19 protein-coding genes are annotated in these 20,520 nt (G+C 71.9%); 11 read left to right on the top strand and 8 right to left on the bottom strand.

The genetic code is table 11. From position 1 onward, the window contains the following. Positions 1–89: 89 nt before the first annotated feature. Complete coding sequence (locus PCC79_RS06970) at positions 90–1,613, bottom strand: alpha-N-arabinofuranosidase (RefSeq protein WP_232548155.1); 1,524 nt, start codon at positions 1,611–1,613, stop codon at positions 90–92. A 43-nt stretch (positions 1,614–1,656) separates the two neighbouring features. Here PCC79_RS06970 and PCC79_RS06975 point away from each other — a divergent pair, with 43 nt between their 5' ends. Beyond that, entirely contained in the window at positions 1,657–2,010 is a 354-nt protein-coding gene (locus PCC79_RS06975; protein ID WP_232548154.1) for a metallopeptidase family protein, read from the top strand. Positions 2,011–2,210: 200 nt separating this feature from the next. On the opposite strand, the gene PCC79_RS06980 is transcribed toward PCC79_RS06975, so the two are convergent. The 5 genes from PCC79_RS06980 to PCC79_RS07000 all read right to left on the bottom strand — a co-directional run bounded on the left by PCC79_RS06980 (position 2,211) and on the right by PCC79_RS07000 (position 8,800). Continuing rightward, positions 2,211–4,223: a glycosyl hydrolase gene (locus PCC79_RS06980; RefSeq protein ID WP_232548153.1), complete on the bottom strand. Its 2,013-nt coding sequence runs from the start codon at positions 4,221–4,223 to the stop codon at positions 2,211–2,213. Further along, a complete protein-coding gene (locus tag PCC79_RS06985) occupies positions 4,223–4,960 on the bottom strand; it encodes an HlyD family efflux transporter periplasmic adaptor subunit (RefSeq protein ID WP_232548152.1) in 738 nt (245 codons plus the stop codon). Before PCC79_RS06985 ends, PCC79_RS06980 begins: the two co-directional genes overlap by 1 nt. Beyond that, entirely contained in the window at positions 4,957–6,954 is a 1,998-nt protein-coding gene (locus PCC79_RS06990; RefSeq protein WP_232548151.1) for a glycosyltransferase family 2 protein, read from the bottom strand. The genes PCC79_RS06985 and PCC79_RS06990 overlap by 4 nt, the downstream gene beginning before the upstream one ends. 302 nt (positions 6,955–7,256) lie before the next feature. Next, entirely contained in the window at positions 7,257–8,111 is an 855-nt protein-coding gene (locus PCC79_RS06995; RefSeq protein WP_232548150.1) for an HAD family hydrolase, read from the bottom strand. After that, complete coding sequence (locus tag PCC79_RS07000; protein WP_416046558.1) at positions 8,108–8,800, bottom strand: hypothetical protein; 693 nt, start codon at positions 8,798–8,800, stop codon at positions 8,108–8,110. Before PCC79_RS07000 ends, PCC79_RS06995 begins: the two co-directional genes overlap by 4 nt. A 350-nt stretch (positions 8,801–9,150) precedes the next feature. On the opposite strand from PCC79_RS07000, the gene PCC79_RS07005 reads away from it, so the two are divergent. The 7 genes from PCC79_RS07005 to PCC79_RS07035 all read left to right on the top strand — a co-directional run bounded on the left by PCC79_RS07005 (position 9,151) and on the right by PCC79_RS07035 (position 15,173). Further along, on the top strand, positions 9,151–10,194 hold the full coding sequence (locus tag PCC79_RS07005) for an AAA family ATPase (protein ID WP_232548148.1): 1,044 nt from the start codon (positions 9,151–9,153) through the stop codon (positions 10,192–10,194). 65 nt (positions 10,195–10,259) lie between these two features. Continuing rightward, positions 10,260–11,252 (top strand): DUF58 domain-containing protein, encoded by a 993-nt coding sequence (locus PCC79_RS07010; protein WP_342373604.1) that lies wholly within the window; start codon positions 10,260–10,262, stop codon positions 11,250–11,252. After that, entirely contained in the window at positions 11,252–12,205 is a 954-nt protein-coding gene (locus PCC79_RS07015; protein ID WP_232548147.1) for a VWA domain-containing protein, read from the top strand. The genes PCC79_RS07010 and PCC79_RS07015 overlap by 1 nt, the downstream gene beginning before the upstream one ends. Next, on the top strand, positions 12,202–13,170 hold the full coding sequence (locus PCC79_RS07020; protein WP_232548146.1) for a VWA domain-containing protein: 969 nt from the start codon (positions 12,202–12,204) through the stop codon (positions 13,168–13,170). Before PCC79_RS07015 ends, PCC79_RS07020 begins: the two co-directional genes overlap by 4 nt. Positions 13,171–13,310: 140 nt before the next feature. Beyond that, positions 13,311–14,045: a DUF5134 domain-containing protein gene (locus PCC79_RS07025; RefSeq protein ID WP_232548145.1), complete on the top strand. Its 735-nt coding sequence runs from the start codon at positions 13,311–13,313 to the stop codon at positions 14,043–14,045. 49 nt (positions 14,046–14,094) lie between these two features. Then, positions 14,095–14,796 (top strand): YggS family pyridoxal phosphate-dependent enzyme, encoded by a 702-nt coding sequence (locus PCC79_RS07030; RefSeq protein ID WP_232548144.1) that lies wholly within the window; start codon positions 14,095–14,097, stop codon positions 14,794–14,796. Next, positions 14,793–15,173 carry an ankyrin repeat domain-containing protein gene (locus PCC79_RS07035; protein ID WP_232548143.1) on the top strand — a complete coding sequence of 127 codons (381 nt, stop codon included), beginning with the start codon at positions 14,793–14,795 and terminating at the stop codon, positions 15,171–15,173. Before PCC79_RS07030 ends, PCC79_RS07035 begins: the two co-directional genes overlap by 4 nt. Before the next feature lie 21 nt (positions 15,174–15,194). On the opposite strand, the gene PCC79_RS07040 is transcribed toward PCC79_RS07035, so the two are convergent. After that, positions 15,195–16,526 (bottom strand): DUF2254 domain-containing protein, encoded by a 1,332-nt coding sequence (locus tag PCC79_RS07040; RefSeq protein WP_232548142.1) that lies wholly within the window; start codon positions 16,524–16,526, stop codon positions 15,195–15,197. A gap of 102 nt (positions 16,527–16,628) precedes the next feature. On the opposite strand from PCC79_RS07040, the gene PCC79_RS07045 reads away from it, so the two are divergent. Genes PCC79_RS07045 through PCC79_RS07055 form a run of 3 tightly spaced genes read left to right on the top strand, consistent with a single transcriptional unit; the run spans position 16,629 to position 19,991 of the window. Next, complete coding sequence (locus tag PCC79_RS07045; protein WP_232548141.1) at positions 16,629–18,290, top strand: CTP synthase; 1,662 nt, start codon at positions 16,629–16,631, stop codon at positions 18,288–18,290. Continuing rightward, the gene (locus tag PCC79_RS07050) at positions 18,290–18,994 is read left to right on the top strand and encodes an NUDIX domain-containing protein (RefSeq protein ID WP_232548140.1); all 705 of its coding nucleotides are present in this window, start codon (positions 18,290–18,292) and stop codon (positions 18,992–18,994) included. The genes PCC79_RS07045 and PCC79_RS07050 overlap by 1 nt, the downstream gene beginning before the upstream one ends. A gap of 10 nt (positions 18,995–19,004) precedes the next feature. Then, a complete protein-coding gene (locus PCC79_RS07055) occupies positions 19,005–19,991 on the top strand; it encodes a site-specific tyrosine recombinase XerD (RefSeq protein WP_416046557.1) in 987 nt (328 codons plus the stop codon). 4 nt (positions 19,992–19,995) lie between these two features. On the opposite strand, the gene PCC79_RS07060 is transcribed toward PCC79_RS07055, so the two are convergent. Continuing rightward, a complete protein-coding gene (locus tag PCC79_RS07060; RefSeq protein ID WP_342373393.1) occupies positions 19,996–20,499 on the bottom strand; it encodes a MarR family winged helix-turn-helix transcriptional regulator in 504 nt (167 codons plus the stop codon). Between the last annotated feature and the right edge of the window lie 21 nt (positions 20,500–20,520).

A 20,520-nucleotide genomic window follows, 5' to 3' on the forward strand; every position in this document is an offset into this window, starting at 1 on the left:
GAGCGGTGGGTGCACAGGCACCACCGCTGCACCGTAGCCCCCCGCGGGCCGTCGGTCTAGCTCACCGGAGCGTCCCAACAGGGAATTGCTCAGGAGCCGGCCAGGGTCAGGGTGACGGTGGCGAAGCTGTGCGGCGGCAGGGTGATCCGCACGCCATCCTCCCGCCAGTCCACATCCACCGCCACCGGGCGCACGGCGTCCGGATCGTCCACGGTGTTGTGGGCCGCCGCGGAGGCCGCGGCGAGCACCGTCCCCTCGGCCGCCTGCACGGAGCCCCCGCGCAGGTCGAGCTCCACGGTCTGCTCGGCGTCGGGGTCGAGGTTGGACAGCGACACCAGAGCCCGGCCGTCCTTCACCGAGGCGGACGCCGACAGCAGCGGCAGCGTCCGCCCGTCCACCTCGCGCGAGGCCAGCGGCCCGCCCAGCGGGTGCACCGCCAACGCGGCGGCATCGTGGTGGCCCCGGTTCATGGCGAATACGTGGAACGTAGGCGTCCGCACCACCGCGTCCGGCGTGGTGAGCAGCATGGCCTGCAGCACGTTGACCGTCTGGGCGATGTTCGCCATCGCCAGCCGGTCGGCGTGGCGGTGGAAGCTGTCGAAATGGACGCTGGCGACCAGCGCGTCGCGCAGCGTGTTCTGCTGGTACAGGAATCCCGGGTTGGTCCCCGGCTCCACGTCGTGCCAGGTGCCCCACTCGTCCAGCACCAGCCCGATGCGGCGGTCGGGGTCGTAGACGTCCATGATGGCCCCGTGTCGGCGGAGAAGATCCTCGATGCCGGCGGCGCGGGCCAGGCAGGTCCAGTACTCCTCGGCTGAGAACTCGGTGGCCGAACCCTTGTGCTGCCAATCGCCCACCACCGTGTAGTGGTGCAGCGAGATCGCGTCGAAGTGCCCGCGGGCGTTGCAGCCGCAGCCGAGGTCGCCGAGCGTCTTCATGAGCGTTTCGGTCCAGTGGTAGTCATCGCTGTTGGCGCCGCCGGCGATGCGGTACAGCACGTTGCCGTCGTGGTTGCGGCAGTACGTGGCGTACTGGCGCGCGAGATCGGCGTAGTACTCGGCGCGCATGTTTCCGCCGCAGCCCCAGCTCTCGTTGCCGATGCCCCAGAAGCGCACCCGCCACGGTTCCTCGCGGCCGTGGGAGCGCCGCAGCTCCGCCATCGGCGAGGTGCCGCCCCGGGTCAGGTACTCCACCCAGTCGGCCATCTCCTGCACCGTTCCCGAGCCCACGTTGCCGCAGATGTACGGCTCGGCGTCCAGCTGGGCGCAGAGGTCCAGGAACTCGTGGGTGCCAAAGGCGTTGTCCTCCACCACGTCACCCCAGTGCGTGTTGACCATGGTCGGACGCCCCGCCCGCGGCCCGACGCCGTCGCGCCAGTGGTACTCGTCGGCGAAACAGCCACCGGGCCAGCGCAGGTTCGGCACGTCGAGCTCCCGCAGAGCCGCCACCACGTCGGAGCGGATGCCCCGGGTGTGGGGTACGTCGGCGTCCTCACCCACCCAGAACCCGCCGTAGATGCAGGCGCCGAGGTGTTCGGCGAAGTGCCCGTACAGGTGCCGGCTGATGGTGGGGCCGGGGAGGTCGAGGTTGATCGCCAACGTCGTCGTCCGCATGGTCGCCCACCCTACGCCGGGGCCACCCCCTAGGGTGGCGTCCATGGCGATCGAGATGGACGCGGACACGTTCGAGGCGCACGTGAGGGACGCGATCGCCACCGTGCCCGCCGAGCTGATGGACCTGCTCGACAACTGCGTCATCGTCATCGAGGACGACGCCCCGGCCGACGACCCCGACCTGCTCGGGCTCTACGAGGGCGTCCCCCTCACCGAACGCGACTCCTGGTACGGCGGTGTGCTGCCCGACCGGATCATCATCTTCCGCAACCCCACGCTGGCCCTCTGCGACACGACCGAGGACGTGGTCGAGGAGGTCCACATCACGGTGGTCCACGAGATCGCGCACTTCTTCGGCATCGACGACGACCGGCTCCACGCGCTGGGCTACGCCTGAGCCGGGGCACGCGGCCCCCGGCGGGCGTCGGGAGAGATTCCCCACAATGCGGGTTCGGGTGGCGCACAATGAAGGACGACACTCACGCCCGCGGAGCCCCGTGAAGGAACCTGTGACAGGAGCGGAACTCCTCACGGGCGTGAGTGTCGCCAGGAGGGGGCCGGTTCGCCGGCCGACCCCCGGTTCAGGGTGGGCCGGGCTCAGGTGGCCTGGGCCATGCAGAACGCCAGCAGGTAGGTGCGCGAGTTGCCGTCGTCGATGAACTCATCGGGCAACGACCGGGCCGTGTCGAGGGCCTCGGCGGCGTCCTCCTGCCCCGCGAGCGCCCGGTACATGAGCAGGTAGTCGCCGTAGGTCTGGGCGTACCCGCCGGTCGCGGTCGCCTCGGCGACGTTGGCGCGGATGCGCTCGGAATCACCGGCGAGGAACTCCGACGACGGGCTGGCGGGAATCACCAGGATCGCCAACATGGCGGCCGGCTCGGCGGAGAACCACGTGGCGTAGTCCCGCTTGCCGCCCCACACGAGCGAGGTGATCTGGTGGGCGAAGCCGTCGTAGGCCGGCTCGGTGGTGTCAAAGTCGGTCCAGTACGCGCGGGCCGCCTGCGCCTCCAGCGCCTGCAGCCACGTGCCTTCGACCTCGAGCGGGTCGTTGCCGGACGCGCGGGCCCACAGCGTCAACCCCGCCCAGGCGTTGATCGCCTCCGAGACGGACTCCTGGTTGTTGCCGTCGGCGAACGGCGAGGTGCCGGACGCCCACGAGTGCGACGCGTACACGTCGAACGTCCGGCGTTCGGGAAAGAAGTCGTTCGGCTCGGACGACGCGATGTCGGCGGCCAGCAGGTCCATCACCGGTGCCCAGCGTTCGGCGAGCTCGGGATCGTCGGCGGCCAGCACGCCCGCGGCGTACAGGAAGTAGCCGTAGTGGAAGTGGTGGTCGTTGTACCGGTCGGCGTCGAACGTCGCCACGCGGCCCACGACACCGCGGTTGGTGGTGTCGTAGACGAAGCAGAACGCGTCGGCGCTCGCGCAGCGCTCCGGATCGGTCCACAGGTCCATGGTCTCCACGATCTTGGCGCGCAGCGTGGCGGCGGACGCCTCGTCGCCGAGCTGGGTCGCGATCTGCCACAGCATGGCGTCGCGCTGCAGCGCCTTGCCGCCGAAGTAGGTGTCGGCAGGGTAGTCCGGGTCGCTCGCCACGTCGGCGACCAGCGCCTCGCCGAGCTCGGCGCGCTGGGCGTCCGAGAGCCCCGCCAGGTCCAGCCCCGCGTTGGCCGGCTGGGTCGGTGAGGTCCACGTCAGCTCCGACCCGGCGCACACCGCGAGCGTGCCGTAGATGCTCGCGTAGGTGCCGAGTGAGCAGTCGGTGGACGCCTGGTGGGGCATCGCGGCCACCGCCGTTTCACCCCCGGCGGTGGCGTAGCTCAGCGTGGTGGACGCCTCCTCGCCCTCGACGGTGTAGCTCAGCGTCGATCCGGTGACCGGCGCGGCCAGGGCGGCCAGCGCGTCGGCGTCCCCGCCCTCGGGCAGGGCGAACCAGGTGGCGTGACCGCCGGCGTCCACCGAGATCGACTCGCCGGCGACCCGGACGCCCTCGCCGAGGAGCACCCACGTGTGGTCGCCGACCGTGGTGGTCCAGCGGTCGCCGTCGGCGGCCCAGACGGCGCCCGAGGAGGTCAGCTCGGTGGCGGCGTCCGCGGTGAACGTCAGGAACGGCGAGCCCTGCGCGAGCACCAGCGAGCCGTGGGACACGGTGTCGGTGAGGGTCACCGTCGCCGTGTCGTACGCGCTCACCTGCCACGCGGGGGCATCCGGCAGGAGCAGGGTGATCTCGGGGGCGTACGGGCCCGTGATGACCTTCTCCGCCGCCGTGACCACGGGCAGGTTGAAGCCGAACCCGGCGTCGGTGAGGCCGAAGGCGTAGGGCATCGGGAAGACGGGCATCGGCTCCTCGCCGAAGACGAGCCCCGAGAACCACCGGTTGGTGGGCGGCACCAGGCCGTCGGCGAGGCGGTCGGCCTGCAGGTCGAGCCCCTCCTCCTGCGGCAGCGCGGCCACCTGCTCGGCGAGGGCGGACGCCTCGAACACGGCACCGTCGCCGCCCGAGACCGCGGGGGTCTCGGACGGGGCGGTGCCCTGGGGCTGGATGCCCGTGCAGGCACCCAGCGTGAGCACGAGCGCCGCGGCGAGCGCGACGGGGCGCAGGGCCTTCATCAACGCAGACCGATCTGGGTCAGGAACCCGCGGAAGGCCTGCGTCGGGCCGGCGAGCAGGCCGTCGTCGCGCAGTTCCATGATGGCCTGCACGGGCGAACCGGCGCGGGTCAGCTGGGCATAGGCCGCGTCGGTGATGGTCGGAACCGTGACGTACGCGACGGTGATGGCCTCGCCGTTGTCGGTGACGACGGACACGTCGGTCACCTCCCCCTCGAGCTTGGTGTTGTCGGCCAGGTTCACGATGACGCGAGCCCCCGTCTCGACGCGGCTGTAGTCCACCGGTTCGAGTTCGAACCGTGCCACCACGGTCTTGGGGCTGCTCGCGGCGATCGTCGCGAGCGAGGTGCCGCTGTTGACGAAGGAGCCGGCGGTCGCGGCGACGTCGGTCACCTGGCCATCGATGACGGCGAGATAGGTGACGGTGCCGGTCTCCTCGTCCACGGTGTAAGCCGCGGTGTCGGCGACGTTCAGGCCGTTGGCGACGGCGTTCTGCACGTCCGGGCTGACGACGGTGAAGAGCCGGTCGCCGGCTGCGACGTCCTGGCCCGCGGTGATGAAGGTCTCGGTGAGGACGCCGGCGTAGTTGGAGCCGACCAGGGCCGAGGGGGCGTCGACGGTGGCGGTGACGGATGCGACGCGGGACTGCCGCTGGTTGTAGAGCAGGGTCAGCAGGACCATGATCACGAGGACGGCGGCCACGCCGCCCCAGAGTCGGAATCGGTTGCTCCAGGTCATCGGAAAACCTCCTGGGTGTCAGTGGTGGGAACGGTGGGTTCGGTGGTGGCGGGCAGGGACGCCGCCGCGCGGCGCGGCGCCGGGATGACGGAGGCGTCCAGTCCGCGGCCGCGGCGGACCGGCACGGGCATGACGCCGAGTTGGGAGTCCCCCGGGGTGTAGCGCTGGGCGAGCAGGAGCGTGGAGGGCTCGACGGCCATGGCGGGCTCGCGGCCCGCGAGCAGCGAGTCGACGTCGCGCCGGGCGCCCTCGATGGCCGAGCGGTCCAGCACCTCGACGACCGAGGGGAGGGGCTCCGGGCTCGACTCGACGGGGTCCGGGAGCGGCGTCGCCGCGGCGGCCCGTGCGCTGCCGACGGCGGCGCGGCCCTCGAGGTAGGCCACGACCATGAACGCCGTGAGCGCCACGAGGTTGATGCCGTTCCAGATCGTGGCGATGTTGAGGTGGCCGAGCGACATGTCCCGGTAGACCGAGACGGAGGTCGCGCAGATCAGGAACACCCACACCAGCACCTGCGGGATGATGAAGTTGAACGGGGAGACCTTGCCGCCGGTGGCGCCGGTGACGCTCCACTTGGTGTCGACCCCGATGAAGGCGTTCTTGAAGGCGCGCAGGTAGATGGGGAAGGAGCACTGCGCGAGCAGGAGCACCTCCCAGCGGAACGTGCCGAGCGTCAGGCCGGCGAGCAGGATCTGCAGGAGGTAGAAACCGGCGTAGAACAGGAACCACTCAAAGGGGCCGACGGTGAGGTTCACCGGCCGCAGGTCGAAGAAGATCTCCAGGGCGGGGACGAAGAGCAGGATGCCCGGGGCGATGCCCGTGAGGTAGTGCGTGGCGGTCACGAAGTACATGAACCGCTGGTCGAGCGTCAGCCGGCGGCGCGGGCTGAACGGGAAATGGGTGAGCAGGATTTCGAAGCCGCCCGTCGCCCACCGTTGCTGCTGCTTGGTGTAGGCCTCGATGGTCTCCGGGGCGTCCCCGACCGCCAGGGTGTTGGGGATGTAGATGGAGCGCCAGCCCCGCTCGTGGAGCAGCAGCGATGTCCACACGTCCTCGGACTTGGAGTCGGTGTACAGGCCACCGATGTCGAGCACCGCGGCGCGCCGGTAGAGCACGTTGGTGCCCACCGAGAAGGCCGCATTGAACTCGTTGCGGCCCGGCTGGACGAACCGGTAGAACATCGTCTGCATGTAACCGGCGCCGCGGGAGATGATGTTGTGCATGTTGCCGTAGGTCTGCGGAGTCTGCACCAGGGCCACGTTGTTGTCGACCATGAACGGCAGGGTCTCCTCGAGGAACTCCGGCCGGGGCACGAAGTCGGCGTCGAGAATGACGAAGAACGGCGCCTTGGCGACGGTCAGCGCGTTGTTGACGTTGCCGGCCTTGGCGCCGTGACTGGTGAGGCGCCGCACGTAGCTGCACCCCAGCTCGGCGGCGAGGTCGCGGACCTCGTCGGAGCGGCCGTCGTCGAGGATCCAGGTGCCGTGGGCCCCGCGCACCGCCAGGGCGGCCTCGGCCGTCTTGCGGATGACGTCGACCGGCTCGCCGTACACGGTGATGAGCAGGTCGGCCGCGACCTCCTGGCTGCCCAGGAACATCGGCCAGCGGGTGGGGTCGTGGCTCACGCCCCGCTCCGCGTTCGCGTCGGCGTCGTAGAGTTCGGACTTCGCCTGGTGGAAGGCGAAGGTGCGAGGGTTGCGAATGCCCGACAGCACCGTCCACATGCTCATGAGCGCGTGGAAGATGAGGGTGACCTCGGCGAAGATCACCAACAACCAGGGCAGCAGGTCACCGCGGTTGGCCGGATTCAGCAGGAACCAGGCGTACGCGAGAATTCCGATGAGGGCCATCAGCGACACGGCCACCATCACGGGGGAGTAGGGGTTGCGGGTTGCCTGGCGGCGGGACCGGGGGACGTGGGCGTCCACCCGGGCCAGGTCGTTGGTCTCCTCGAGCACCAAGGGTGCCTGGGGAGTGATGCTTGCAGCAGCCATCTGCCGTCGCGTCCTTCCTGTCTGAGCTCGGGATGCGACGTCGAATCCGTTGCGGGTTCCTTCACTTCAACAGTAGGACTGATGGCTGGGGAATGAGAGGGCCCAATTCATCATTGTTGAGCGGTAAGCGAATACCCTCGTGAGCGGTTGCCACGGCGTGGCGCGCAGGGGCTTTTCGACACCGGAGCCCGTGGCTAGGCCCGACACGGTCCGTGACGTCGGGGCGGGCAGGGTGCAGGTGCCTTCCTTGTTGCAGGCGAAGCAACAGAGCGCAACTGGGCGGGCTCCGGCCGCTGCTGGGTTCAGCCGGGGAGGTCGTCGGCCTCGGCCAGCAGCCGGGTGAGCGTGGTGCCGACGCCGCCGTCGGCGTTGGTGCCCACCACCTCGAAGCGCGCTCGCAGCGTCGGGTGCGCGTTGCCCATCGCGAAGGGCCGACCGGCGAACTCCAGCAGGGCCAGGTCATTCGGCATGTCGCCGAACGCGGCGACGTGGGCCGGCGCCACGTCCCGCTCGGCGCACAACTCGGCGAGGGCGGACGCCTTGGACACCCCGGGCGCGCTGATCTCCAGCAGGGCGCGGTGGCCGGGCAACACCGAATGGGTCACGACGGCACGCTCGCCCAGGTGGTGGGCCGCGGCGTCGGCGAAGGCGTCCACATCGCCCACCGGCCCGGCCGCCGGCGCCAGCGCCAACAGCTTCACCACGGGCGTGACGCGATCGAGCAACTCCTCGAAGGGCGCGCGCACGGTGACGGCGTTCTCGGTATCGGTGGTGCGGCTCGTGTCGGGGAACGCGGAGACCCAGCCGGGCTCGCAGCCGAACACCTCGCCGTGCTCCAGGGCGAGCAGGACGCCGGGGAAGGCGGTCCGCAGCGCGTCCGCCAGGGAGGTGAGCGTGGCGCGGGGCAGGGGATGGCGCCGCACGATGACACCGGAGGCCAGGTCGACCACCGCCGCGCCGTTGCTGACGATGACGTGGGGCCGCGCGCCCGCGATGGGCTCCAGGCACCCCAGCCACCGGGCGGGGCGTCCGGTGGCCACCACGAGGTGGACGCCGGCCGCGGCCGCGGCGTGGAGCGCGGCGACGTCACCGGGCGCGATGCGCCCGTCGGGGCCGAGCAGGGTGCCGTCGAGGTCGGTCGCGACCAGCCGGATCACAGGCGGCTGTTGGGTGACGGCGAGCCGCCGGGGCTGCCGGACGGCGAGGGCTCGGGGGAGCCGCTCTGGGGGCTCGGCGAGGCCGAGTCCGGGGACGGGGACGCGCTGTCCGGCGACGGGGAGGCGGTGTCGGGGGACGGCGAGGCCGAGTCGGGGCTCGGGGGCGGGGATTCGGTGGACTCCGTCGGGACGGGCGGCGGCGGGCTCTGCGGGGGCGCGGCCTGGAACAGCAGGATGGCGACGAGGATGGCGAGCGCCATGAGCAGCATCATGATGAGCCAGGAGAGCAGCAGCGTTCCCCACCCGGCGCGGTCGCCCCGGCCGGGCCACGGCAGCGGCCAGGGCCGTGAGAGCCCGGGGGCGACCTTGTCGATCCAGGGGAGCCGGTAGTCGGGGCCGGCGGGGCGGCCCTGCTGCGGCAGCCAGGACAGATCGACCTCGGCGAGCACGCGCTCGGCCTCGTCGACCGCGCGGGAACTGCCGTCGAAGGCGAGCGCCACCCAGGGGGCGTTCGGCCGCTCGTCCGGGGCGGCGGGCGTGGCCGGCCCGGGGGCGAACGTGTGGCCGAGGCGTCCCTCGCCCTGCCCCCGGCCGCCGCGCGCGAGCACGGTGTCGATGTGCATCTTGTTCACGGTGCCGGCGAACCGGTCGACGGCGGCGGCGTCCGCCGAGGCGCCCTCGGACAGCATGACGAGCAGCGCCGGGGTGTTGTGGTCGTCGTGGGCCGTGAACGCGACGCCGGAGGGCGAGGCCGCCACGCGCGCGTCCAACCAGCGGCCCCCGACGCTCGGCGGGTCGTCGGCCAGCAGGGGGTGCAGCAGCGCGCGATCACCGGAGGCGGCGCCGGCGCCGGGGTCGGCGTCGGGCTCGGCCTGCGGCTCGGGGGCCTCGGAAGTGCTCATCGCCGCCCATTCTGCCCGGTGGGGCAACGCGTGCCCACCCCGGGCCGTGCCGAGTTCGGCTGTCGGGGCCAGCGGGTAGGGTGTGTCCCGCATCGAGTTCCCGGCCCCGCAAGGGAGCAGTGTTCCAGGAGGTGGCGTTGTCCAGCAGCCAGACCGCAGAGGTCCGCGAGGCCGCGCAGCAGCTCAGCGAGGCGATCGCCGAGGTCCAGCGCGTCATCGTCGGGCAGGAGCACATGGTCGAGCAGCTCATGGTCGGCCTGCTCGCCAAGGGTCACGTGTTGCTCGAGGGCGTGCCGGGCACGGCGAAGACGCTGGCGGTCCGCACGTTCGCCCAGGTGGTCGGTGGTGAATTCGCGCGCATCCAGTTCACGCCCGATCTGGTGCCGTCCGACATCGTGGGCACGCGCATCTACTCGGCGCAGCAGGAGAAGTTCGACATCGCGCTCGGCCCGGTGTTCGTCAACTTCGTGCTGGCTGACGAGATCAACCGTGCGCCGGCCAAGGTGCAGTCGGCCATGCTCGAGCTGATGGCCGAGAAGCAGGTCTCCCTCGGCGGACGCACCTACCCGGTGCCGCAGCCGTTCATCGTCATCGCGACCCAGAACCCCATCGAGTCCGAGGGTGTGTACCCGCTGCCCGAGGCGCAGCGCGACCGTTTCCTGCTCAAGGTCGACGTGCCGTACCCGCGGGGCAACGAGGAGTTCGAGATCCTGCGGCGCATGAGTGTGACGCCGCCCACCGCGCGCAACCTGCTGCACCCCGAGCGGGTCGCCGAGCTGCAGGACCTGGCGTCCAACGTGTTCGTGCACAACCTCGTCGCGGAGTACATCGTGCGGCTCGTGCTCGCCACGCGCACCCCGGGCGAGTTCGGCATGCCCGATCTCGACGGTGTCATCCAGATCGGCGCCTCGTCGCGCGCCACGCTGGGCCTGACGGCCGCGGCGCGCGCGCTCGCGCTGATCCACGGTCGGGACTACGTGCTGCCCACCGACGTCCAGGCCGTGGCGGCCGACGTGATGAGCCACCGCGTCGTGCTCGGGTTCGACGCCGTGGCCGACAACGTGTCGCAGGTGCAGGTCGTCGAGCGCATCCTGGCGATGGTGCCGGCGCCCACGCCGGTGTGGAACGACCAGCGCTCTCGGACGCCGCAGCCCGCCGTCGGCGGCTCCCAGCCCGGCTGACGGGCGCTGGCGTGGCGCAGGTCTCGTTCACCCCACCCTCGGACGCCCTCGGGGCCGTCGGGTCGGTGCTGCGCGAGCCCACCCAGGCGACCCTGCCGCTGTCGAAGCTCGCCCCGGAGCAGGCGTTGCGCCGCCTGGAGCTGGCCATCGTGCGGCGCATGGAGGGCTTCCTCCACGGCGATCACCGTGGATTGCTGCCCGGCCCGGGTTCGGAGACCAACGACGCCCGCGAGTACGTGGCGGGCCAGGACGACGTCCGCCGCATGGACTGGGCCGTCACCGCCCGCACCGGGACGCCCCACGTGCGGGACACGATCGCCGATCGCGAGCTCGAGGTGTGGGCCATGCTCGACGTCACCCCGTCGATGAACTGGGGGACGGAAGGCGTCACCAAGCGTGACCTGGGCATCGCCGCCATCGCCACCATCGGCTTCCTCAGCCAGCGGATGGGCGACCGCTTCGGCGGCCTCGTGATGCGCCCGGAGACGTTGGTGCGCATTCCCGCCCGTTCGGGGCGCATGGCGCTCTACTCGCTGCTGCGCCGCATGTTGACCGAGCCGATCGTCCACGACCGCGCCGAGGGGCCGTACTCGCTGGCGCGTGGCATCGACCAGTTGGCGCGCGTCCAGCGGCGCCGCGGCGTCCGCGTGGTGGTGTCGGACTTCCTCACCCCTGGCGACACGGAGCTCGACCCCGACGTCGAGCCCGAGTGGGAGCGCGCCCTGCGCCGCCTCACCGTCCGCAACCAGGTGATCTGCGTGGAGGTGGTGGACCGCCGGGAGGTGGAGTTCCCTGACGTGGGTGACATTCTGATCCGCGACCCCGAGACCGACTTCGCGCGCTACATCAACACGTCGGACGCCGCCGCCCGGGCCCGTTTCGACGCGGCCTCCGCCGCCCAGCGCGAGCGCATCCGCATCGCGATCCGCCGGGCGGGTGCCGGGCACATCCAGCTGCGCACCGACCGAGACTGGGTGCACGACATTGCCCGGTTCGTCCTCACCTACCGGCGGGTGGCCTCGGCGCTCCACGCGCCGCCGCAGGGGGTGCAGCGCTGATGGACCTGTCCTTCCTCAACCCCGAGCGGCTCTGGGTGCTGGCCGTCATCCCGTTCCTCGTGCTGCTCTACGTGTGGGCGTTGCGCCGCAAGAGCCGCACCGGCATGCGCTTCACCAACACCGCGGTGCTGGGGCGTGTGGTGCCCCGCCAGTCGCAGTGGCGCCGCCACCTCGCCGTCGCCATGTCCCTGCTCAGCCTGATCACACTGGTGCTGGCCTGGTCGCGCCCCAACGGCGTCGACCGGGTGCCCCGGGAGCGGGCCACCGTCGTCCTCGTCATCGACGTCAGCCGGTCGATGGCGGCGACCGACATAGCGCCGAACCGGCTGGAGGCCGCGCAGCAACTCTCGATCGACTTCATCGACGAGCTGCCCGAGCAGTACAACGTGGCCGTCGTCTCGATGTCGGGCAGCCCGGCCACCCGGTTGCCCCCGACGACCGACCGGACGCTGGCACGCCGCGCGATCGACGCGCTCGCGCTGCAGGACTCCACGGCCGTGGGGGACGCCATCTACGTCGCGCTCAGCGCGATCCAGATGGCCCCGCGCAGCGACGACGGCTCGGTGGCACCGGGCGCCATCGTGCTGCTCAGCGACGGGCAGAACACCGCGGGGCGCGCCCCCGCCCAGGCGGCGCAGCAGGCGGAGGCGGACGGCGTGCCGATCCACACGATCGCCTACGGCACGGACAACGGCTCGGTCGACCTCGACGGCGTCCGCGAGCGTGTGCCCCCCGACCGGGAGCTCATGCAGCAGATCGCGCAGGAGACCGGCGGCACCTACGCGAGCGCCGAGAGCGCCGGCGACCTCAGCCGGGTGTACAACTCCATCCGGTCGTCGGTGGGGTATGAGGAAGTCCTGACGGAGACGACCGCGACGTGGGCGGGGTACGGGCTCGCCTTCGCCGTGGTGGCCGCCCTGGCCGCGGTGTCCCTGGGAGCGAGGTGGCCGTGATGCTGACCCCGTTGATCTCGTTCTTCCACCCCGAGCGGCTGTGGTTGCTGCTGCTGGTGCCCCTGCTGCTGCTGACCTACCTGGCGCTCGCGCGCCGGCGGGCGTCCCGGACGCGGACCTTCGGCATCGAGAACCTCAGCCGCGTCCTGCCGAAGCAGGCGGCCTGGAAGCGTCACGTCGCGGTGGTGGCGGCGGTGCTGAGTCTCGCGTCGCTGACCGTCGCGTTCGCCCAGCCGAAGGACTCGGTGAACGTGCCCCGCGAGCGCGCCACCGTGGTGATCGCCATCGACGTGTCGCGCTCGATGGAGGCCACCGACGTCGAGCCCAACCGGCTGGACGCCGCCAAGGCGGCCGCCCAGGGGTTCGTGGACCTGCTGCCGCAGGGGTTCAACACCTCGCTCGTGGCCTTCGCCGGGTCCGCCGCGGTCATCGTGCCGCCGACGCAGGATCGGGCGCTGGTGAAGGCGTCCATCCAGAACCTGGCGCTGGCGCCGTCCACGGCCATCGGCGACGGCATCTACGCCTCGCTGGACGCCCTCGCGCTGGCCCCGCCTGACCCCGACGACCCCGAGGCCCCGACGCCGGGGGCCATCGTCCTGCTCTCCGACGGCTACACCAACATCGGCCGCAGCTCGACGACGGCCGCGCGGGACTCCCGGGAGGCCGGGTTCCCCGTCTACACGATCGCCTACGGCACCCCGAACGGATTCGTCGTCACCAACGGCCGGCGCGAACCGGTGCCGGTGAACCCCGCGGAGCTCGCGACCGTGGCCCGGGAGTCGGGCGGGGAGGCCTTCCGGGCCGGTAGCAGCGACGAGCTGCGCAGCGTCTACGCCTCGATCGCCCGGTCGGTCGGCTATGAGCAGGTCGACCAGGAGGTCACGGAGCTGTACGCGGGCATCGCCCTCGGGTTCGCGCTCCTGGCCTCGCTCGCCGTAGTGTCGCTCGCCGCGCGCTGGCCGTGAGCTAGGCTCAGCCGCACCTTCGCCGAGCGCGGCAAAGGTCCACCGACACTCATCCCAGCGTCCGGTGTCCGAGGACACACCCGGCGACCCGATGAGGGAACCCCTCGTTCCCTTCGTCGTCGTCCCGGGAGGATCCGCCCATGTTCCACGTTGCCGACACGCCCGTCATGGTGGTCGGGCTGCTGGTGCTGTTCACCTTCTGCGCGGTGTGGGAGGTGGTCGCCCTCGCCCGGAGCCGGACCGCGACCCAGCGGGTGTCTTCCGGACTGCACCTGGTGATGGCCCTCGTCATGGCGGGCATGGTGCTCCCGCTCACCTGGGCGCCGTTGCGCGATGTCGTGGGCTTCCCGGTGCTGATCGGCTTCTTCGCCCTGGGGGTCGCCTGGTTCGTCGCCCTCGCGCTGCGCGGAGCCGATCACCGCTGGCACTTCGCCGGGCACGCCGTGATGTTCGCCGCCATGGCGTGGCACCTCGCAGGCATGGCGGTCATGCGGCAGGCGATGCAGGGCGGCAGCGCGCCCGGCCACGGCCACGCCGCCCACACCGGCCACGCCGGCGGCGCGATGGCATCGCAGCCCCTCGGGGTGGTCGCCTGGGTGGGGGTGCCGTTCATGGCGTACCTCGCCGTCGGAGCCCTCGTGGCCCTGGTGCGTGCCCTGGCCCCCGTGCGGCGGGCACCCCACTCCGCAGCCGTGGCCGACGAACCGGGCGTGGGCGCGCTCGTCCCCGTCGGTTGCACCGCGCCCCACCGTGCCGGCGGGCTCACGCAGCGGATGTCGGAACTGGCCGCCGCCGCGATGCTGGGGGGCATGTTCTGGATGAGCGTGGGGCTGCTGGCCCCCGTGGCGCCGTGGCTGGGTGTGCTCAGCTTCTGACGCGCAGCGTGGGGCGTCCGACCCGCCCGGTGTGTGGTGGGATGGGGCCGTGAGCATCTCCGCCAACATCGCCGCCGCCCGGAGCCGCATCGCCGCCGCCTGTGCCCAGGCCGGACGCGACCCGGGTGAGGTGGAACTCCTCGCGGTGAGCAAGACCCACCCGGCGGCCGCGATCCGGGAGGCACGGGCGGCCGGGTGCTGCCGCTTCGGCGAGTCCCGCCCCCAGGAACTGCGCGACAAGGCGGTTGAGCTGGCCGGTGCGGACGTGGATTGGGTCGCCATCGGCCACCTGCAGACCAACAAGGCCAAGCTGGTCGCCGAGCGTGCCCAGGAGTTCCAGGCGCTGGATTCGTTGGCCCTCGCCGAGGCCCTCGACCGGCGGTTGCAGACCCTCGGGCGGCGCCTGGCCGTGCTCGTCCAGGTCAACAGCTCCGGGGAGGCGGCCAAGGGCGGCTTCGCGCCCGACGCGGTGGCGGACGCCGTCGCCCAACTCGCCCACTGCGACGCGCTGGACGTCCGCGGCCTGATGACGCTGGCGGTCCACAGCGACGACGAGGCCGCCGTCCGGGCGTGCTTCGCGACGATGACCGACCTGCAGGCCCGGCTGCGCGACGCCCACGGCGGCGGCTTCGACACGCTGAGCATGGGGATGTCCGGCGACTTCGAGCTGGCCATCGCGTGCGGCTCGACCTGCGTCCGGCTCGGCACGTTGCTGTTCGGCGCCCGCCCTCCCGCGCCGGTGGGGCCATGACCGAGATTCCCGACGGCTCCGACCCGGCCGCGCTGGCCCACTGGCTGTTCGACCTGGCCCGCGCCGGTGACGCCGCCCGCCTGGCCGCCTACGTCGACGCCGGCGCGCCGGTCGACCTCACCGACGCCGACGGCAACACGCTGCTGATGCTCGCGGCCTACCACGGGCAGGCCGCCACGGTGGCTGCCCTGGTGGAGCGCGGTGCGGACGTCGACGCCCTCAACGGACGCGGTCAGTCCCCGCTGGCCGGCGCCGTGTTCAAGGGGGAGGACGCCGTCATCGACGTGCTGCGGGCAGCTGGCGCGAGCCCGGATGCGGGGACGCCGACCGCCCGGGCCACCGCCGCAATGTTCGGCCGGCCCGACCTGTTCGTCTGACCGGCACGGCGCCCACCAGCGTCACTGCGGCGAGTCGACGCCCCGCTGGGCCTCGACCTTGGCCGTCAGGTCGTCCTTGAGCTCGGCGATGGTGGAGCGGTACCGGGGGAGCGCGACGGCGGCGAGGTCGTTGAGCACCAGCCGGAGCTTGCGGGGCACCTGCAGCCCGCCCGCACCGTAGTGGATGAGCTCCTCCAAGGACAGGCGGAGCAGTAGGTCGCCCGTCGGCGGGTGCACCACGAGGCGGACGACCCCCTCCTCGGCGATGTAGGGGCTCGGGGGGTTTCGCTGGACGATCTCGCGCAGCAGGTGGTGCAGCTCGTCGATGACCTGGGTGGCGGTCGTGGGGTCGTTCACGCCGGGTGAGAGCGCCCGCTCCCCGATGTCGACGAGCTGGCGGAACCCGAACGACAGGTCCTGGCGCATGGACCGTTCCGTGGCGAGCCGGACCTCGGAGTTGACCCGCTTGCTCAGCTCGGCCTGCTTCTTCTCCCGGTCCTCCCGCGTCTCGTCGTCCGCGAGCTCGTCGTCGGCGTCCCACAGGGTGGCCAGCGGGTGTCCGTGGGTGGTGAAGTCACCGAGTTGGGGGTGCAGCACCAGGACGCCGCCGGCATCGGTGGCGATCGACACCAGGCCCGGGAAGTCGATCTCGTCGACGTGCCCGTGACGGTCGCCGACCTCGATGTCGATGCGCGTCATGCCGGCCGTCGGCGACCAGCTGGGCCCGGCGTCCACGCTGCCGCCGGTCTCGGCGCCGGGATACACCCGGTCAACCAGGTCCATCGTGGCGTCGCCGATCCGGGAGATCACCTTGCTGACCTGGATCGTGCTCGTGATGTGCCGGATGAACGCCAGGAAGCAGACGAGGCAGGCGAGCACGAGCAGGAAGCCGAAGCTCACGGCGACGCGGGGCACGAACGCCTCGTCCCCGCGTCCGTCGTCACCCATCACCGACCGCAGCACCGTGAGCGCGTAGAGGAAGGTCGCGATGAAGAACCCGAACGTGACCTGCACGACGCGGCTGTCGAGAAAGGTGCCGAGCACCCGCGGGGTGAACTGGCTGCTGGCCAGTTGCAGCACCACCATGGTGATCGAGAACACCAGGCCGGTCACCGAGATCATGGCGCTCGCGATCGTCGTCAGCATGCCGCGGGCGGCCTCGTCGTCACCCGGGAACATGAAGAAGGCGAATTGGCGCAGCTGGTTCTCCGCGTTCGGCAGGACGACCCCCACCACCACGGCGGCCACGCTGAACGCCGCCGGCACGGCCCAGAACGGCCGCCACAGCCGCTGCCAGGCATTCCACTGCTTCACCTGGGGCGCGTTGCCGCGCGCGCGGCTGGAGTCGGGCATGGCGGGCATCCTGCCAGAGAACCCCTTGCCAGCCACGTCGCAACGCGCCACATGGTCAGCCACGGTGCGCCGCACGGGCCGCGCACGCTAGGGTGGAAGCCCGTGGGGCAGACATCACCGACCAAGCACATTTTCGTCACCGGGGGCGTCGCGTCCTCGCTCGGGAAAGGCCTCACGGCCTCGTCCCTGGGCTCATTGCTCGTCGCGCGCGGCATGCGCGTGACCATGCAGAAGCTGGATCCGTACCTCAACGTCGATCCGGGCACGATGAACCCGTTCCAGCACGGCGAGGTCTTCGTCACCGAGGACGGCGCGGAGACCGATCTCGACATCGGGCACTACGAGCGGTTCCTCGACACCGACCTGAACGGTGAGGCGAACGTCACCACCGGCAAGGTCTACTCCACGGTCATCGCGAAGGAGCGCCGTGGTGATTTCCTCGGCGACACCGTCCAGGTGATCCCGCACATCACCAACCAGATCCGCGACGACATGCTCGGCATGGCCCGGCGCGACACCGACGTCGTGATCCACGAGATCGGCGGCACCGTGGGCGACATCGAGTCGCTGCCGTTCCTGGAGGCGGCTCGGCAGGTGCGCCGCGAGGTGGGCCGCGAGAACGTCTTCTTCCTCCACGTGTCCCTGGTGCCCTACATCGGGCCGTCCGGCGAGCTGAAGACCAAGCCCACCCAGCACTCGGTCGCGGCGCTGCGCCAGGTCGGCATCACCCCCGACGCCGTCGTCTGCCGTTCCAACCGGGAGATCCCGGCCAGCATCAAGCGCAAGATCGCCCTCATGTGCGACGTGGACGAGGAGGCGGTCATCTCCTGCCCGGACGCCCCGAGCATCTACGACATCCCGCGCGTGCTGTTCAACGAGGGGCTGGACGCCTACGTCGTGCGCCGGCTGGGCGTGAGCTTCCGCGACGTGGACTGGAAGCGCTGGAACGACCTGCTCGAGCGCGTCCACCACCCGCGCGACGAGGTCACCATCGCCCTGGTCGGCAAGTACATCGACCTCCCCGACGCCTACCTCAGCGTGTCGGAGGCCGTGCGGGCCGGTGCGTTCGCGAACTGGGCGAAGGCGCACATCCGCTGGGTGGCGTCGGACTCGTGCGCCACCCCGGAGGGCGCGGCCGAGCAGTTGCACGACGTGGACGGCATCGTGGTGCCGGGCGGCTTCGGCATCCGCGGCGTCGAGGGCAAGCTCGGCGCGCTGACGTATGCCCGGGAGAACCAGATCCCGACCCTCGGGCTGTGCCTGGGCTTGCAGTGCATGGTGATGGAGGCGGCGCGCACGTTGGGCGGGCTGGCGGACGCCGCGTCCACCGAATTCGACCCGGCCACCGAGCACCCCGTGATCTCGACGATGGCCGAGCAGCACGCGTTCGTGGAGGGCGCGGGCGACCTCGGCGGCACGATGCGGCTGGGCGCCTACCCGGCCACCCTGGTGAAGGGATCGCTGGTGGCCGACACCTATGGCACCACCGACGTGTCGGAGCGCCACCGCCACCGCTACGAGGTCAACAACGACTACCGCGAGCAGCTCGCCGAGACGGGCCTGCGCGTCAGCGGCACCTCGCCGGACGGCACGCTCGTCGAGTTCGTCGAGTTCGACCGCACCCGGCACCCGTTCTACGTCGGCACCCAGGCCCACCCCGAGCTGAAGTCGCGGCCCACCAAGGCCCACCCGCTGTTCGCCGGCCTCCTGAAGGCGGCGGTGGACCGGATGCGCAGCCAGCGGCTGTTCACCGAGGAGAGCTGATGAACACCCCCCGGGTCCTGCCGCGCGACGCGGTCCGCGACGAGCCGCTGGACTGGCCGGTCGTGGGCCACGAGCTCCTGGGCGGCGGCCTGGTCAGCGACTTCGTCCGCGACACGGTGGAGACCCCGGCCGGGTCGACCATGCGGCGCGACTACTTGCTCCACCCGGGTGCGGTCGGCATCATCGCCCTGGACGCCGACGAGCGTGTGGTCGTCGTCCGCCAGTACCGCCAGCCCGTCGGCTTCCGCCTGGTGGAGCCACCGGCGGGGCTGCTGGACGCCGACGACGCGAGCTGGGTGGGGGCCGCGCAGCGCGAGCTGGCCGAGGAGGTCGAGCTGGCCGCCGCGGACTGGCGCGTGCTGGTCGACCAGTTCAACTCGCCGGGGTGCTGCCAGGAGTCCCTGCGCATCTACCTGGCCCGTGACCTCACCCCGGTGCAGCGGCCCGACGGTTTCACGGTGGAGGACGAGGAGGCCGACATGGACGTGTGCCTCGTCGCGCTGGACGACCTCGTCGACGCCGTGCTCGCCGGAGCCGTCCAGAACCCGACGCTGGTCGCCGGCGTCCTGGCCACCCACGTGGCCCTGCGGAGCGGGCGCCTGGACGCGCTGCGCCCGGCCGACGCGCCCTGGCCCGCGCGCGACGTCAAGGCGTCCCGCGACGCCCAGATCCGTGCCCACGGCGGGCAGACCCGACCGCGTTGAGGCGGTGACGGTGGCGGGGGCGGGAGCTGGGCCGGCCGGGCAGCGCCGGGGCGGCCTCGCGCGGGCCGTCGCCGCCTACCTCGACCACCTGACAGCCGAGGTGGGGGCGTCCGAGCACACCGTGGCCGGTTACCGGCGGGATCTGGCCCGGTACGCCGAGCACCTGGCCGCGCTGGGGGTCACCGAGCCCGCGCAGGTCACCCCCGAGCACGTCAGCGCGTTCGCCGCGGCCCTCAGCGCGGGCAGCCCGGCCACCGGGGAGGGGCCCGGCAGGCGTCCGCTGGCCGCCTCGAGCGTGGCCCGGGCGCTGGCGGCGGTCCGCTCGTTCCACGCGTTCTGCGCCCGCGACGGGGAGACGCCCGACAACGTGGCCGCCCGCGTGGCGCCGCCCCGGCAGGGCCAGCGCCTGCCGAAGGCGCTGCCGCTGGACGCCGTGGAGGCGCTCCTGGCGGCCCCCGACCGCACCACGCCCATCGGCCTGCGGGACGCCGCCCTGCTCGAGCTGCTGTACGGCACCGGCGCCCGCGTGTCGGAGGTGGTGGGGCTGGACGTCGACGACGTCACCGCCCAGCTCGACGACCCCGATCTCGGGCTGCGGCTGTTCGGCAAGGGACGCAAGGAGCGGGTGGTGCCCCTCGGCACGTATGCCCGCACGGCGGTCGGCGACTGGCTCGTGCGCGGGCGGCCGGGGCTCATCGCGAAGGCGACACGGCCCGGCCCGGCGCTGCTGCTGAACACGCGGGGGGACAGGTTGAGCCGGCAGTCGGCGTTCGCGGTGCTGCGCACCCATGCGGAGCGGGCCCGGCTCGGCGTCGAGATCAGCCCGCACACGCTGCGCCACTCGTTCGCCACCCACCTGCTCGACGGGGGGGCCGACGTCCGCGTGGTGCAGGAGCTGCTGGGGCACGCCTCGGTGACCACCACGCAGATCTACACCCTCGTGACCGCCGAGCACCTCCGCGAGGTGTTCGCCGCGGCCCACCCGCGGGCCCGCTGAGGGCTCAGTCGTCGCGCCCGCGTGAGCCCGGTGCGGGGCGCGCGGTGGTGACGCCCTCGGGGTCGATGCCGGCGAGGATGGTCTCGCAGATGTCGTCGAGCTGCGCCAGCTGCGCGGGGCTCAGCACGTCGAGGAACGCCGCGCGGACCTGCCGAACGTGACCGGGGGCGGCCGATTCCAGCAGCGCCAGACCGGCGTCGGTGAGGTGGGCGTACGTGACGCGGGCGTCGCGCGTGCTCGCCTGGCGTTCCACCAGCCCGCGCTCGGACAGGCGGGTGAGCAGGTGGGACATGCGGGTGAGCTTGGACGTGGTCCGCTGCGCGAGCGAGGAGATCTGCAGGGTGCGGTCGTCGGTCTCCGACAGCATGGCGAGCACCTGGTACTCCATGAACGAGATGCCGGACTCCCGCCGCAGGGGTGCGTCGATGACACTGGGGAACAGCTCGACGAGCGCTCGGAACTTCAGCCAGGTGTCGATCTCATCGTCGTTCAGCCACGCCACGGTCATGTGTCCTACGGTACCAGATGG

This window comes from Propioniciclava soli, from assembly GCF_038502305.1.
Taxonomy (GTDB): Bacteria; Actinomycetota; Actinomycetes; order Propionibacteriales; family Propionibacteriaceae; genus Propioniciclava; species Propioniciclava soli.

Excerpts from the sequence above, each read along its gene's own strand:
- PCC79_RS06970 (WP_232548155.1), bottom strand. The coding sequence starts at position 1,613 with ATGCGGACGACGACGTTGGCGATCAACCTCGACCTCCCCGGCCCCACC.
- PCC79_RS06975 (WP_232548154.1), top strand. The coding sequence starts at position 1,657 with ATGGCGATCGAGATGGACGCGGACACGTTCGAGGCGCACGTGAGGGAC.
- PCC79_RS06980 (WP_232548153.1), bottom strand. The coding sequence starts at position 4,223 with ATGAAGGCCCTGCGCCCCGTCGCGCTCGCCGCGGCGCTCGTGCTCACG.
- PCC79_RS06985 (WP_232548152.1), bottom strand. The coding sequence starts at position 4,960 with ATGACCTGGAGCAACCGATTCCGACTCTGGGGCGGCGTGGCCGCCGTC.
- PCC79_RS06990 (WP_232548151.1), bottom strand. The coding sequence starts at position 6,954 with ATGGCTGCTGCAAGCATCACTCCCCAGGCACCCTTGGTGCTCGAGGAG.
- PCC79_RS07000 (WP_416046558.1), bottom strand. The coding sequence starts at position 8,800 with ATGCTGTCCGAGGGCGCCTCGGCGGACGCCGCCGCCGTCGACCGGTTC.
- PCC79_RS07015 (WP_232548147.1), top strand. The coding sequence starts at position 11,252 with ATGGACCTGTCCTTCCTCAACCCCGAGCGGCTCTGGGTGCTGGCCGTC.
- PCC79_RS07025 (WP_232548145.1), top strand. The coding sequence starts at position 13,311 with ATGTTCCACGTTGCCGACACGCCCGTCATGGTGGTCGGGCTGCTGGTG.
- PCC79_RS07035 (WP_232548143.1), top strand. The coding sequence starts at position 14,793 with ATGACCGAGATTCCCGACGGCTCCGACCCGGCCGCGCTGGCCCACTGG.
- PCC79_RS07040 (WP_232548142.1), bottom strand. The coding sequence starts at position 16,526 with ATGCCCGACTCCAGCCGCGCGCGCGGCAACGCGCCCCAGGTGAAGCAG.
- PCC79_RS07050 (WP_232548140.1), top strand. The coding sequence starts at position 18,290 with ATGAACACCCCCCGGGTCCTGCCGCGCGACGCGGTCCGCGACGAGCCG.
- PCC79_RS07060 (WP_342373393.1), bottom strand. The coding sequence starts at position 20,499 with ATGACCGTGGCGTGGCTGAACGACGATGAGATCGACACCTGGCTGAAG.